The organism is Stenotrophomonas sp. G4 (assembly GCF_003428825.1).
GTDB classification, from domain to species: Bacteria; Pseudomonadota; Gammaproteobacteria; order Xanthomonadales; family Xanthomonadaceae; genus Stenotrophomonas; species Stenotrophomonas indicatrix.
Map to the genome: position 1 here is coordinate 4053094 of NZ_CP031741.1, position 14235 is coordinate 4067328.

12 protein-coding genes and 1 pseudogene are annotated in these 14235 nt (G+C 66.8%); 4 read left to right on the forward strand and 9 right to left on the reverse strand.

What is annotated here, in order from left to right:
• Positions 1-3: 3 nt before the first annotated feature.
• On the forward strand, positions 4-1287 hold the full coding sequence (purD, locus tag D0Y85_RS18580) for a phosphoribosylamine--glycine ligase (protein WP_117311558.1): 1284 nt from the start codon (positions 4-6) through the stop codon (positions 1285-1287).
• A gap of 129 nt (positions 1288-1416) precedes the next feature.
• Here purD and rpoH read toward each other — a convergent pair whose 3' ends face one another.
• The 6 genes from rpoH to rhlB form a co-directional block, all read right to left on the reverse strand.
• On the reverse strand, positions 1417-2292 hold the full coding sequence (gene rpoH / locus D0Y85_RS18585) for an RNA polymerase sigma factor RpoH (RefSeq protein ID WP_117311559.1): 876 nt from the start codon (positions 2290-2292) through the stop codon (positions 1417-1419).
• Positions 2293-2546: 254 nt separating this feature from the next.
• Positions 2547-3272, reverse strand: a complete 726-nt coding sequence (gene ung / locus D0Y85_RS18590) for a uracil-DNA glycosylase (protein ID WP_117311560.1) — start codon at positions 3270-3272, stop codon at positions 2547-2549.
• 9 nt (positions 3273-3281) lie between these two features.
• Entirely contained in the window at positions 3282-4124 is an 843-nt protein-coding gene (locus tag D0Y85_RS18595; RefSeq protein ID WP_025878611.1) for a response regulator, read from the reverse strand.
• Positions 4125-4131: 7 nt separating this feature from the next.
• Complete coding sequence (gene ftsX, locus D0Y85_RS18600; protein WP_117311561.1) at positions 4132-5079, reverse strand: permease-like cell division protein FtsX; 948 nt, start codon at positions 5077-5079, stop codon at positions 4132-4134.
• A gap of 2 nt (positions 5080-5081) precedes the next feature.
• Positions 5082-5768 (reverse strand): cell division ATP-binding protein FtsE, encoded by a 687-nt coding sequence (gene ftsE / locus D0Y85_RS18605; protein ID WP_025878609.1) that lies wholly within the window; start codon positions 5766-5768, stop codon positions 5082-5084.
• A gap of 126 nt (positions 5769-5894) precedes the next feature.
• Positions 5895-7622, reverse strand: coding sequence for an ATP-dependent RNA helicase RhlB (gene rhlB, locus D0Y85_RS18610; RefSeq protein ID WP_117311562.1), 1728 nt, complete (start codon positions 7620-7622; stop codon positions 5895-5897).
• Between the two features lie 512 nt (positions 7623-8134).
• On the opposite strand from rhlB, the gene trxA reads away from it, so the two are divergent.
• The 3 genes and pseudogenes from trxA (at position 8135) to D0Y85_RS18625 (ending at position 12269) form a co-directional block, all read left to right on the forward strand.
• A complete protein-coding gene (gene trxA, locus D0Y85_RS18615; RefSeq protein WP_025878607.1) occupies positions 8135-8464 on the forward strand; it encodes a thioredoxin in 330 nt (109 codons plus the stop codon).
• Positions 8465-8693: 229 nt separating this feature from the next.
• Positions 8694-10471, forward strand: a pseudogene (rho, locus tag D0Y85_RS18620) (transcription termination factor Rho).
• A gap of 223 nt (positions 10472-10694) precedes the next feature.
• Positions 10695-12269, forward strand: a complete 1575-nt coding sequence (locus D0Y85_RS18625) for a sensor domain-containing diguanylate cyclase (RefSeq protein ID WP_117311563.1) — start codon at positions 10695-10697, stop codon at positions 12267-12269.
• A gap of 57 nt (positions 12270-12326) precedes the next feature.
• On the opposite strand, the gene D0Y85_RS20945 is transcribed toward D0Y85_RS18625, so the two are convergent.
• The 3 genes from D0Y85_RS20945 to D0Y85_RS18635 form a co-directional block, all read right to left on the reverse strand.
• Positions 12327-12872 carry an energy transducer TonB gene (locus D0Y85_RS20945; RefSeq protein ID WP_240329285.1) on the reverse strand — a complete coding sequence of 182 codons (546 nt, stop codon included), beginning with the start codon at positions 12870-12872 and terminating at the stop codon, positions 12327-12329.
• Positions 12800-13201, reverse strand: coding sequence for a hypothetical protein (locus D0Y85_RS20950; RefSeq protein ID WP_240329286.1), 402 nt, complete (start codon positions 13199-13201; stop codon positions 12800-12802). Before D0Y85_RS20950 ends, D0Y85_RS20945 begins: the two co-directional genes overlap by 73 nt.
• An 82-nt stretch (positions 13202-13283) precedes the next feature.
• Positions 13284-14174: an energy transducer TonB gene (locus tag D0Y85_RS18635; protein WP_117311564.1), complete on the reverse strand. Its 891-nt coding sequence runs from the start codon at positions 14172-14174 to the stop codon at positions 13284-13286.
• Positions 14175-14235: the final 61 nt, after the last annotated feature.

Here is a 14235-nt window from a genome sequence, read left to right on the forward strand (position 1 = left end):
GTGATGAACGTACTTGTCATCGGCTCTGGCGGCCGCGAACACGCCCTGGCATGGAAGCTGGCCCAGTCCTCCCGTGTCACTGAAGTGCTCGTGGCGCCCGGCAATGCCGGCACCGCCAACGAAGACAAGTGCCGCAACGTGGCGGTGAAGGTCACCGACATCGATGGCCTGCTCGCCCTGGCCCAGGCCGAAAGCGTGGCGCTGACCGTGGTCGGCCCGGAAGTGCCGCTGGTGGCCGGCGTGGTCGACCGCTTCCGCGCTGCCGGCCTGCGCATCTTCGGGCCGACGGCGGCGGCCGCGCAGCTGGAAGGCAGCAAGGCCTACGCCAAGGATTTCCTGGCACGCCACAACATCCCCACCGCGTTCTATTCGGTGCACACCGAGATCGAGCCGGCACTGGCCTACCTGCGCGAGAAGGGCGCACCGATCGTGGTCAAGGCCGACGGCCTGGCCGCCGGCAAGGGCGTGATCGTGGCCATGACCCTGGCCGAGGCTGAAGACGCAGTGCGCGACATGCTCTCGGGCAACGCCTTCGGCGATGCCGGCGCACGCGTGGTGATCGAGGAATTCCTCGACGGCGAGGAAGCCAGCTTCATTTCGATGGTCGATGGCGTGCATGCACTGCCGATGGCCACCTCGCAGGATCACAAGCGCGTCGGCGACGGCGACACCGGCCCGAACACCGGCGGCATGGGTGCGTACTCGCCGGCCCCGGTGGTCACCCCGGACGTGCACGCCCGCGTGATGCGCGAGGTGGTGAACCCGACCGTGCAGGGCATGATCGCCGACGGCATCCCGTTCACTGGCTTCCTCTACGCCGGCCTGATGATCGATGCCAGCGGCGCGCCGAAGGTGATCGAGTTCAACGTGCGTTTCGGCGACCCGGAAACCCAGCCGGTGATGCTGCGCCTGCAGTCGGACCTGGTCGACCTGGTGGACGCGGCGATCGATGGCCGCCTGGACCAGGTGGACGCGCAATGGGATCCGCGCCCGTCGCTCGGCGTGGTGCTGGCCGCCAGGCCGTATCCGGAAACGCCGATCACCGGTGAGGTGATCTCCGGCCTGGATGATGTGCCGGCAACGGCCAAGGTATTCCATGCAGGAACGACGCTGGATGCGCAGGGCCAGGTGCTCAGCGCCGGTGGCCGCGTGCTGTGCGTGGCAGCACTGGGTGACAGCGTGCGCGAGGCGCAGGCGAACGCGTACGCGGGCGTGGCGAAGGTGACCTGGGCCAACGAGTTCCACCGCACCGACATCGGCTGGCGCGCGATCGCGCGGGAAATCTGAGACCGCGCTGATCCACGCGTGGCGTGGATCTACTGGATCGCGAAGTAGATCCACGCCATGCGTGGATCCAGCAGGAAAAAAAAGGCCCGGCAATGCCGGGCCTTTCCATTACTCAAACGCTTCGCCGCCTTATGCGGTGAACAGCGCCTTCATCTTCTTCAGCGCGTTCGCTTCAACCTGGCGGATACGCTCGGCCGATACGCCGTACTCGTCCGCCAGCTCCTGCAGCGTCACCTTGCTGTCCGCATCCAGCCAACGGCGGCGGATGATGTCGCGCGAACGCGCATCCAGTTCCGCCAGGCCTTCGCGCAGCAGCTGCATCTGGTTGTCTTCGCTGTCCTCGCGCTCGTAGGCCATCGACGGATCTTCGTCATCGGCCACCAGATACGCAGCCGGCGACGGCGGCGCGTGGTCGTTGTCTTCATCGGTGGGGGCATCGAAACCGATATCGCGGCCGGACAGGCGCGATTCCATTTCCAGCACCTCGCGCTCGGACACGTTCAGGTCCTTGGCCACCGCACTGACTTCGGCCGCGTTCATCCAGCCCAGGCGCTTCTTCGACTTGCGCAGGTTGAAGAACAGCTTGCGCTGCGCCTTGGTCGTGGCGACCTTCACGATGCGCCAGTTCTTCAGGATGAACTCGTGCATCTCGGCACGGATCCAATGCACGGCGAAGGACACCAGGCGCACGCCCATGTCGGGGTCGAAGCGCTTGACCGCCTTCATCAGGCCGATGTTGCCTTCCTGGATCAGGTCGCCCAGCGCAAGGCCGTAGCCGTTGTAACCGCGGGCCACGTGCACCACGAAGCGAAGGTGCGAGTGCACCAGCTCACGGGCAGCGTCCAGATCGTTGCCGTCGCGGAAGCGACGGGCCAGGTCCTGTTCGTTATCGACCGACAGCACCGGGATCTGGTGCACGGCACCGATATAGGCGTCCAGCGAACCGAGCGCACTGGGAATCGGCAGATTGTTTGCCACAAGGGCAGTAGAGGTGTTCTGGCTCATAGGCACCCATCTTAGCAGTCCGGGATTTGGACTGCTAAAGGAGGAAAAAGTTCCAGCATTCCACTGATGAAACACTGGTCCCAAACAGAAGCCTACCGTAGCGCGATTTGATGACAGTGGCGAGCGCGCTTTTCGGGATACACAATCCCTTGCAATTCAACCCACTAGCCAGGAAAACCGGGCCTTTCCAGGTCAAAGGCAGCTGAACGGGCGGTGGTTTTACCCGTTCGACACCGGGCAGCGTTGCCCGCCGTTCAGGCCGATGGCGCCAGCGTCGCCCGCGGCGGCAGCGACCAGTCGATCGGCGCCTGGCCACGGCGCTGCAGGTACTCGTTGGCCATCGAGAAATGACGGCAGCCGAGGAAGCCACGGTGGGCCGACAGCGGCGAAGGATGCGGTGCTTTCAGCACCCGATGGCGGCCGCTATCGATCACCTTGCCCTTCTGCTGCGCGTAGGCGCCCCAGAGCATGAACACCAGGCCCTCGCGCTCACGGTTCAACACGTCCACCACATGGTCGGTGAAGCCTTCCCACCCGCGCCCCTGGTGCGCACCGGCCTTGCCCTCTTCCACCGTCAGCACCGCGTTGAGCAGCAGCACGCCGCGCCGCGCCCACGGGATCAGGCAGCCGTGGTCCGGGCGGGCTATACCGAGGTCACCCTCGATTTCCTTGTAGATGTTCAACAACGACGGCGGCACCGGCACGCCCGGCTGCACCGAGAAACTCAGGCCATGGGCCTGCCCACGGCCGTGGTACGGGTCCTGGCCGAGGATGACCACTTTCACCTGATCGAACGGGGTCGCATCAAAGGCGGCGAAGATCTGCGGTCCAGGCGGGAACACCGCCGCACCGCTGGCCTTGCGCTGCCGCAGGAAGCTGGACAGCTCGCGCATCTGCGGCTGCAGCAGGTAATCGCCCACACGCTGCTTCCAGCTCGGTTCCAGCTGGATCGCCGGGGTGTCCACTACTTCATCGATCATCGCAACACGTCATCGCAACAGGGGTCCATCATTCAACCGGGCCAGCCGCAGCTGGAACAGCACCTTGGTGATCAGCAGGCGCTCTTCGATCGGCTTCAGCACCAGATCGTTGGCGCCAGCCTGCAGCAGGCCGGTCTGGTTGTGCGGATTGCCATCGCCGGTCATCACCAGCACCGGCAGGCGACGCTTGCCGTAGCCGAAGTCCACGCGCACGCGCTGCACCACGTCGCGGCCGCTCAGCTCTCCCTTCAGGGTCACATCGGTCAGCACCAAGTCGATGCGATGGCGGCTGCGCCCCAGCGATTCGGCGGTGAGCAGGGTAAACGCTTCTTCGGCGCTGACCACATGCATCACGTTGAGCTGCTGGCGCTCGAGCATGCGCTTGGTCGCCTCGGCCACCACCCGGCTGTCCTCGATGTAGAGGATGGTCGCGCCGGGAATGGTCTGCGGCTGCACGTAGCCGCGCACGAAGGTCGCCAGGGCCTCGTGGCCCAGCGATTTGTCGAAGTAGTCGGTGACGTACTCGGTGAAGCGGCGCTGCTCCAGGTGCTGCTGGGCGTCGCCGGAGACCACGATCACCGGCACATAGGCCTGCCCTGCCGCTTCGCGCACCATCCGCGCCAGCGCCAGGCCGTCGCCATCGCGCAGGGTCAACGAGGTGGTGACCAGATCGACCGGCCCCTGCGCCAGCGCATGCTGTGCGTCTTCGATGCTGTCGCAGCCGATCACCTCCACGCCCGGCAGATCGCGCTGCAGGACGTCGGCGATCAGCTTGCGCACCAGCTTGGAGCCGTCAACCACCATCACCCGCGTCGCGGGCCCTTCAAGGTGCTTCAGCGCTTGCGGTTGCATGCCGGTCTCAGGTGTCGGTCGGGCGGGTCTGGCGGAGGAAGTGGCCGGTCACCAGCCATGCACCCAGCCAGCCCAGCAACAAAGTGCCAAGCAGCACCAGGCTGCCATGCAGCAGGTCCAGGCCATGCAGCACGAACGGGCTGCCGTAGCTGCGCGACAGCTCGGCCAGCGGCGCGCGCAGGGCGGCACCGGCAATGCCGATCAGGCCCAGCGCAACCGCACCGGCGCCCAGGCCATACCAGGCGCCCAGATACAGGAACGGGCGGCGGATGAAACCATCGCTGGCGCCGAGCAGCTGCAGCACGCCGATTTCCTCGCGGCGGGCCTGGATGTCCAGGCGCACGGTGTTGCCGACCACCAGCGCGGCACCGGCGCCGAGCAGCGCCGACAGCACCTGCACCAGCCGCGCACCGAAGGCCAGCCAGGCATCCAGGCGTTGCCGCCACAGGGCGTCGTGCTGCACCAGGTCGGCACCGGGCAGGCTTTCCAGCGCGCGTGCCAGCCGTGCATCGTCCTGGCCCTGGCCGGGGGTGACCACCAGCAACGAGGGCAACGGGTTGTCGTTGAGTGCGTCGATGGCTTCGCCGAGGCCGGCCTGGCGCAGTTCCTCCAGGCCCTGTTCCGGCGTGCGCACGGTGACACTGGCCACGTCCGGGCGATCGCGCAGCTCCCCGGCCAGGCGCAGCGCACCCGGGCCGTCGACGTCCGCCTTCAGGAAGACGTTGATGTCGCGCGACTGCTGCACGCTGCCGGCAAACTGCTTGAGGTTGTCCAGCGCGATCGACAGGCCCAGCGGCAGCGCCAGGGCCAGGGCCATGACCATCACGGTCAGCAGCGTCGCCCACGGTTTGCGGCAGGCGCGGCCGAGGCTGAACACCACGCTGTGCACGTGATGCTGGAACCACACGCCCAGGCGTGACGGCGCAGCGGCTTCGGTGTTTTCGTTCTTGGCCATGGTTACTCCGCCAGATCCTGCGGCGAGATGTCGTCCACCAGCCGGCCGTGGTCGAGGATCAGCACACGCTTGCGCATGTGGCGCAGCAGCGGCAGGTCATGGCTGACCACCAGCACGCTGGTGCCGCGTGCGGGCAGCTCGGCGAACAGGGACATGATCTCGGCCGCCAGGGTGGGATCGAGGTTGCCGGTCGGCTCGTCGGCCACCAGCAGCTTGGGCTCGCCGACGATGGCCCGGGCGATGCCGACGCGCTGCTGCTCACCGGCCGACAGCTGCGAGGGCAGCGCCTTCTCGCGGTGACCAAGGCCCATGCGCTCGAGCACCGAACGCACGCGCTTGTTGATGTCGCCACGGCGGGTACCGCGCAGGATCAGCGGCAGGGCCACGTTCTCGGCGATGGAGCGGTCCATCAGCAGGCGGTGGTCCTGGTAGACCGCGCCAACCGCGCGACGATGCCGCGGCACATCACCGCCGCGCACCTTCAGCAGGTTGCGCTCGTCGAACATCACCGCGCCGCGGCTGGGCCGCTCATCGAGGTGGATCAACTTGAGCAGGGTGCTCTTGCCCGCCCCGGAGTGACCGGTGACGAACAGCATTTCGCCCGGCGCGACCTCGAAGCTGACATCGGTCAGGGCTTCGTGGCCACCGGCGTACTGTTTGCTGACATTGTCGAAGCGCAGGACACTCATGCCCCGATTATGCAGGACCGGCGCGACGGATCGGTAGCGCCGGGTCATGCCCGGCGAAAACCTTCCGGCATCGCGGCCCCGGACGGAGGCCGCTGCGCTCGCCGGGCATGGCCCGGCGCTACCGGCTTAATTGCCCGACAGCATCCGGCGGATCTTGCGGCCGATACGGGTCAGGAACGAGTCGCCGGCATCGGCGCTGGTACGCACCGGCTTGGCCACCACCTGCACCGGGGTAACCGGGCTGGCGCCGTTGCCGGCGTTGCTTGCCACAGCTTCGGCGCCCTCGACCGGACGGCCGTGGCGACGACGACGGCGCTTGCGCGGCTTGCGCTCGCCATCCACCGCACCTTCCGGCGCAGCTTCGGCGCGCGGCGGACGCGGGGCCTGCACGGCAGCAGCTTCAGCCGTCACCGCACCCTCGGCTGCGGCGGCAGCAACCTGCTCACCTTCCACACGCGGCTTGCGCGGGCCACGCGGACGGCGTTCGCCGCTGCGCTCGCCATCGCGGCCGCCACGGCCACCACCGCCACTGCCGGAACGACCGCCACTACGGCCGCCGCCACGACGCTCTTCCTCGGCGGCGCGCGCTTCGCGTGCTTCGCGGAAGATCTGGCCGACGCTTTCGTTCTCGTCGCCTTCCTCGCCCGGTGCCGGGGCGGCACGCTCAGGGCGCGGCAGCGACGTCAGGATCTCGCTGGTGACCGCTTCGACCGGGATCTTCTGTTCGATGTAGGCCTCGATGTCCGGCAGGCCCATCGCATAGCGCTCGCAGGCGAAGCTGATGGCATCGCCTTCCTCGCCCAGGCGGGCGGTACGGCCGATGCGGTGCACGTAGTCTTCGGCGTCGAACGGCAGGTCGTAGTTGTAGACGTACTTGATGCCGTCGATGTGCAGGCCGCGGGCGGCCACATCGGTGGCCACCAGGATTTCCAGCTGGCCCTTCTGGAAGCGGTTGAGCAGGCTCTCGCGCTTCTTCTGCGGCACGTCACCGGACAGCACGCCGACGCGGTAGCCGGCACGCTCCAGCGAACGGGCCACGCGCTCGACGAACACCTTGGTGTTGACGAAGACCATGGTGCGCGCGCCTTCGCTGCGCGACAGCAGGCCCAGCAGCAACGGGATCTTCTCTTCGTCGGCCGGGAAGTAGATGCGCTGGCGCACGCGCGCGGCGGTGATGGTCTCGGCTTCGACCACCAGCTTCTGCGGCTCGTTCATGTGCTCATAGGCCAGCTCGAGCACGCGGTGGCTCAGGGTGGCGCTGAACAGCAGGGTCTGCCGGGTGGAGCGCTCGGGCATGCGGCGCAGCAGGAAGCGGATGTCCTTGATGAAGCCCAGGTCGAACATGCGGTCGGCTTCGTCCAGCACGCAGATCTCGCAGGCGTGCAGCGACACCACCTTGTGCTGCTTGACATAGTCGATCAGGCGGCCGGGGGTGGCGATGATCACGTCCACGCCCTGCTGCAGCAGCTCGCGCTGCTTGTCGTAATCCACGCCGCCATAGACCAGCGCGAAGCGCAGGCCAAGCTCGGAACCGAACTTCACCGCATCCTTGTGGATCTGGATGGCCAGTTCGCGGGTCGGCGCCAGGATCAGTGCGCGCGGGTCTTCCGGCTTGCGGTCGGCCAGTGCCGGGCGGGTCAGCAGGCGGTTCACGACAGCGACCAGGAAGGCCAGCGTCTTGCCGGTGCCGGTCTGGGCCTGGCCGGCGACATCGCCACCGGGCAGCGCGACCGGCAGGGTCAGCGCCTGGATGGGCGTGCAGCGGGTGAATCCGGCTCCTTCAAGACCGGCCTGCAGGGCCGGATGCAGATCAAAGGAGGAAAAAGTCAAATCGGTCAGCGGTTTGTCGCTCATGTGTCCGTCTTGGTATGGCCACGCGCCTGCGGGCGGCGGCACTGGAATCTGTCTGGGGCTCCGTCGCAAACTGCGGCCCCTGCGGCGGGTCGGGCTGGCCGGGACCCCTCGGGTCCGCGCGCCGCACAATGCCCCAGTTTACCGCACTCGGGCCGGCAAACCGGAACCCAGCGTCTCACACCAGAGGGAGACGCCCCTCTTCACACCGCAGTACCGCGCTTGAACAGCGGCGCTGGCCTCCATGGCCTATCGCACCGGCACCCCCATTTCAGGCAGGGACAGTGAAACCGGAGACCTACCGTGCTCACCCCCGATCACGATACGCTGGGTTCCAGCCAGCACCTGTCCCCGCCCTGCGATAGGGGTACACTGCCGGCCGTGAGCGTCCAGGCATCCCGCCGAACGCACCGTGGCAGTCGGCCGCGAGGCAACGACGAGGGTCACGCCACCGGGCATGGCCCAGTTCACCCACCTCCGGCCTGGCCGGGTGCAATCCAAGACGAGAAACCAAGATGAGCGACAAGGTTGTACACGTCGGCGATGCCGACTTTGATAGCGCCGTACTGAATTCCAAGGAACCGGTGCTGGTCGATTTCTGGGCCGAATGGTGTGGCCCGTGCAAGATGATCGCCCCGGCACTGGATGAACTGGCCGATGCCTACCAGGGCCGCGCCAAGATCGCCAAGGTCAACGTGGACAACAACCGCGCCCTGGCCGCCAAGTACCACGTGCGTTCGATTCCCTACCTGGTCGTCTTCAAGGACGGCGAAAAGGTTGGCGAGCAGATCGGTGCCGTTGGCAAGGCCCAGCTGGCCGGCCTGCTGGACAAGGCCCTGGCCTGATCCCGCATGTTACCGGCAGCCGTTTTCCACGGCTGCCGGGCGGGCGCCCCCGCGCCTGACTGAATACCGTACCCGGCGACCCTTGCGTGGCGCCGCAGGCCGATGATAGTGTCGGCATATCCGGCCGCGTTCGCGTGCCGCATCTTCTGGACGCAGTCTCTTCCAGACCCATTCCCAATGTTCGCCGCCCCAGCCGGGCGCTCGCACCTTCAAGCGAGGAATAACGCTCTTGTCCGATAACACTTCCGAAACCGGTAGCGCTGAAGCGCCCGCCGAAAAGCGCGTGCGCAAAGCCCGCGTGACCAAGGCTGCCGCTCCGGCCGCCGCCGAAACCAGCGCCGCCCCGGCGCAACCTGCCCTGCCGCTGGCAACCGCGCCCGAAGCGCCGGCACCGGCTGCAGCGCCTTCCGCGCCGAGCGCACCCGCCGCCGAGGCCCTGCCAGCAGTGGCGGCGGCGAAGGGAGCGAGGGCCGCGAATCCGGCCAGCCACGGCAGTCGCAGCAGAACAACCAGGGTGGCGGGCAGAACCAGAACCAGAACCCCTACAACCAGGGCGGCCAGCAGGGCCAGCAGGGCCAGGGCAACCGCCGTGACCGTTTCCGCAACCGCCGCGACCGTGATCGCAATGGTGGCGGCGGCGGTGGCAACGGTGGTCGCTTCCGCGACGACGGCATGCCCAACGACAACGGCGAACAGCAGCCATTCGTACCGCGCCCGCACGCCAACGTGCCCGAAGGCTTCCCGGTCTATTCGCTGAGCGACCTCAAGCGCATGCCGGCCCAGAAGCTGCTGGAGATCGCCGAGCAGCTGCAGATTTCCGAAGGCGTGGCCCGTGCCCGCAAGCAGGACGTGATCTTCGCACTGCTGAAGGTGCTGACCCGCCACGGCGACGGCGTTGCCGCCGACGGCGTGCTGGAAATCCTGCCGGACGGCTTCGGCTTCCTGCGCGCGGCCGAGGCCAGCTACCTGGCCGGCCCGGACGACACCTACATTTCGCCCAGCCAGATCCGCCGCTTCAACCTGCGTACCGGCGACCACCTGTCCGGCCGCATCCGCTTCCCGAAGGACGGCGAGCGCTACTTCGCGCTGTCGATCGTGGACACCATCAACGGTGAGCCGCTGGAAGCGTCGAAGAACAAGGTGCTGTTCGAGAACCTGACCCCCCTGTTCCCGCGTCGCCGCTTCACCCTGGAGCGTGGCAACGGTTCGTCGGAAGACATCACCGGCCGCATCCTCGACCTGATGGCGCCGCAGGGCAAGGGCCAGCGCTCGCTCATCGTGTCCCAGCCGAAGGCCGGCAAGACGATGATGATGCAGCAGGTGGCCACGGCCATCACCACCAACCATCCGGACGTGCACCTGATCGTGCTGCTGATCGACGAGCGCCCGGAAGAAGTGACCGAAATGCAACGCACCGTGCGCGGCGAGGTCATCAGCTCGACCTTCGACGAACCGGCCGCGCGCCACGTGCAGGTGGCCGAAATGGTCATCGAGCGAGCCAAGCGCCTGGTCGAGCACAAGAAGGACGTGGTGATCCTGCTCGACTCGATCACCCGCCTGGCGCGCGCCTACAACAACGTCGTGCCGAGCTCGGGCAAGGTGCTGACCGGCGGTGTGGACGCCAACGCCCTGCATCGCCCCAAGCGCTTCTTCGGTGCCGCGCGCAACGTGGAAGAAGGTGGCAGCCTGACCATCATCGCCACCGCGCTGGTCGATACCGGCTCGAAGATGGACGAGGTGATCTACGAAGAGTTCAAGGGCACCGGCAACAGCGAAGTGCACCTGAGCCGTCGCATCGCTGAAAAGCGCGTGTTCCCGGCCATCGACATCAACCGTTCCGGCACCCGTCGCGAAGACCTGCTGATCGAGCCGGAGCTGCTGCAGAAGATCTGGATCCTGCGCAAGCTGCTGCATCCGATGGATGAGATGACGGCGATGGAATTCCTGCTGGACAAGATGAAGAACACCAAGTCCAACGACGAGTTCTTCGGTTCGATGAAGCGCTGATCGCGCGGCATTGATGGAATACGGAAAGGCCCCGCAATGCGGGGCTTTTTCTTTGGGTGGCGGCAGGACAAGCGGCTTCACTTCGCGGCCCTGTGATTTGGCGATAATCTGCGGGACAAATGCCTGACTCTCCGTCCCGACCGCGCTGGCCGGGCCGCCGATTTCCGCTGTTGCCCCATCCGGAGGATCCGGCGGGTCCAGCCCTGCACGATTCTTCAACCGCATGCGCACGCTGTCCCCCCGCCTCAACCTGGGCAAGCTGATCCTTGCCCTGGCCCTGCTCAGCGCCGTCATCGCCCTGGCCAACACGCTGCTTGCCAGCTATCGCGTACAGCGCGACCAGCTGGTGGGCAACACCCTGGAAGCCAACCGCGTTTACGCCACCAAACTGGCCGAAACCACGCAGGACTTTCTGCTGGCCGCGCAGCAGCAGCTTGCCTACGCCGCCACCCGGCTTGGCAACAGCGACATGGATCCGGCCCAGGCGCAGGATGAGGCCCGTCGCCTGCAGCTGCAGTCCAGCAGTTTCAACTCTTCGCTGGTGGTGGCCAATGACGGGCGGGTGATCGCGACCTCGCCGCAGAGCCTGCAGCTGCAGGGCGAGATCCTGCGCAGCGCTGGCAACCAGGCAGCATTGGAACGGCGCCAGCCGATGATCAGCGATCCCTACCAGTCGGCCACCGGCAAGCTGCTGATCTCGATCTCGCACCCGGTATTCGACCGCAGCGGCCAGTACCGCGGCTATGTCAGCGGCACGCTGTACCTGCGCCAGCGAAGTGCGCTCAATACCCTGCTGGGTACGCACTACTACCGCGACGGTTCCTACCTGTATGTGGTGGACCGCCATGGCCGCCTGATCTACCACATCAATCCCCAGGAAGTGGGCACGTATGCGCTCAGCAACCCGGCCGTGAAAGCGGTGATGCGCGGCCAGCGTGGTGCGCAGCAGGTGCGCAACAACCACCGGGTAGCGATGCTGGCCGGTTACGCGCCCGTCGCGGCAACCGGCTGGGGCATCGTCGCGCAGCGCCCGACCGAGGCGACGCTGCAGCCGCTGTCACGGCTGATGTCGGCGGTGATCTGGAATGCCATTCCGCTGGGCGTGTTGTCGCTGCTGATCACCTGGTGGTTCGCCCGCCGCATTTCGTTGCCGCTGTGGCAGCTGGCGCGCAACGTGCAGGACGGCGAAGATACCGGCAACGCGATCAGCCACGTCAATGGCATCCGCGCTTGGTACTTCGAGGTGGCGCAGCTGAAACAGGCGGTGCTGTACAGCTTCAATGCGCTGCAGGACCGGATCGGCACGCTCAACCGCGCCAGCCGCACCGATCCGCTGACCGGACTGCTCAACCGCCGCGGGTTGCAGCAGGCGCTCGACGTGCTGCAGGCGCAGGGCCTGCCGTTCGCGATCCTGGCGCTGGACATCGACCGTTTCAAGTCGATCAATGACGGCCACGGTCATGACATCGGAGATGCGGCCATCGTGCACATCGCCGAACAGATGCGCCGCCATTCGCGCGAGACCGATGTGCTGTGCCGTGCCGGTGGCGAAGAGTTCCTGGTACTGCTGCCGGGCGTTGGCATCGAAGCGGCCCGGCAGACCGGCGAGCGCCTGCGCCAGGCCATCGCCGGCGAACCGTTCGCTCCGGTGGGCACCATCACCGTGTCACTGGGCGTGGCCCACTTCCCCAGTTTCCACACCGATCCGGAACAGGCACTGCGCTTGGCCGACAAGGCCCTGTACCTGGCCAAGGAACAGGGCCGCAACCGGGTGGTGGTGTACCCGCACGCCGATTGAGCACATCGATTCAAGCGGGATGCGCCCGGCAGGCCCGGTGCATCCCGCAGCCACGCATCAGCCCAGCGGGGTGAGCAGGCGCGGGCCTTCCTGCGCACGACCCACCATGTACACCCCGCCTTCGGGCAGCAGGTCGGTTCCGGCGACCAGGGTTTCCTCGCCGGTCTTCCACGGCGCCTGCTGGCGCGGGCCGGGAATGTACGCGGTCCAGCGGCCGTAACGCTCACGCGAATCCTGGAAGGCGTAGCGCACCGGTACGCGCACGGTCCAGAAATCGCGATTCTTGTCCTCGCCGGTAGGGGGCGGGGTGAACGTCCAACGCTTGGCGCTATTGACGCTGGCCTTGGCCAGGATATCGCGCAGCTGGTTCATCGCGCGCGCGGTGCCAATCACGGTCAGATTGGTCTGCTCGGCGATCACATCAGCCACCCTGCCATCGCGGCCGACATTGACCAGCAGCATGACCGTGCCCTCCCCCTGCATGGTCACCGCCTGCGGTGGGTAATCCGGTCCCCGCAGTCCATTGCTGGTCACCCTGTCGGTGCTGACCTCACGCTCGCCACCCACCTTGCTGAAACTGGCATCGACCAGGCGGACCCGCATGGTCCCTTCGGCAGCACTGTCGGCCATAAGCCGCAGGCGCACCGCAGTGCGTGCCTGCACGGCGCGCCATTGACCAGCACCGGTTCGAAACGCCAGCCCTGCACGGCCTTGTCCACGAAATCGGCAATACCCGCGTCGATTTTCTCGCGACGATCAAGCTGGAACCCTTCAACCTGGCCTTCGCCGCCGATGTCGATGACACCGCTGAGGGTCATGCTGGCCTCGGCCTGCCTGCGTACCTCGCGCGCGGTCTGCGCATCGGCGCTATCGATCAGGGCGGCACCGCCAGACACCGCAAAGGCCAGTGCCATGAAAAGGGAAGAACGCATCACAGCCACTCCTTGTGCATGAAGATGATGACGTCTGCCCCCCGGGCGGGGGCCGATGAAACGTGGCGGCGGTTGACCGGCATCATTGCTCGGCAAGCGGCGTCAACAGGCGCAGCCCGCGGCTGGCGCTGTCGACCATGTACACACCACCGGCCGGCAGCAGGTCGCTGCCGACCTGCGCGGCATCCTCCGCAGTGCGCCACGGTGCCCGCTGGCGAGGGCCGGGAATATGGGCCTGCCAGCGACCATAGGGTGTGGGGGGCAGCCTGCTGCTGTTGCTCAGCGCGAAGGTGACCGGCACGCGCACGGTCCAGAACAGGTCGCCTTCATCCTGCCCGGAGGTCGGTGGCGTGAACGTCCACTTGCGCGCCTGGTTGATGCTGGCCTTGGCCAGAATGTCGCGCATCTTCTGCATGTCCCGCTCGGGTGCGACCACGCCCATGTTCACCTGCTCGGCAATGACATCGCCGACCGAACCATCACGCTCGACCTTGACCAGCAGCATCACCTCGCCCTGTGCGCCGATGCGGAACGCTGCCTCCGGATAGCGCGGAGGCCTGATGCCGCTGGCGGTTACCGCGTCGGTGGCCTTGTCGTCATACTCGCTGAAGTCGACGCTGGTCATGCGCACCTGCATGCTGCCATCGGCGCCGGGCCTGCCCAGCAGGCGTACGCGCAACGGTGCATGTTTTGCCACAGGCCTGCCATCCACCAGGGTGGGTTCGAACAGCCACTTGCGGATGGTGCCGTCCACGAACGCGGCGATGGCCGGTGTGATCGACGCCCGCTGGTCAAGCACCAGGCCGCTGACCGTACCATCTGCGGCAACATCGATGGTACCGGTCAAGACCATGCTGGCTTCGGCAGTGGCACGCACCTCGCGCACGGTCTGCGCTGCGGCGTCGGCGCTGGGCAGGGGACCGGCCGTACCGATCACCAGCGCGAAGGCGAGAAACAGGGAGGAGCGCATCATTGTCCAGTCCTTGGTGATGAAAGCACCGAGATTACCCGAGTTCTTCGCCGTCGGCGCGGTC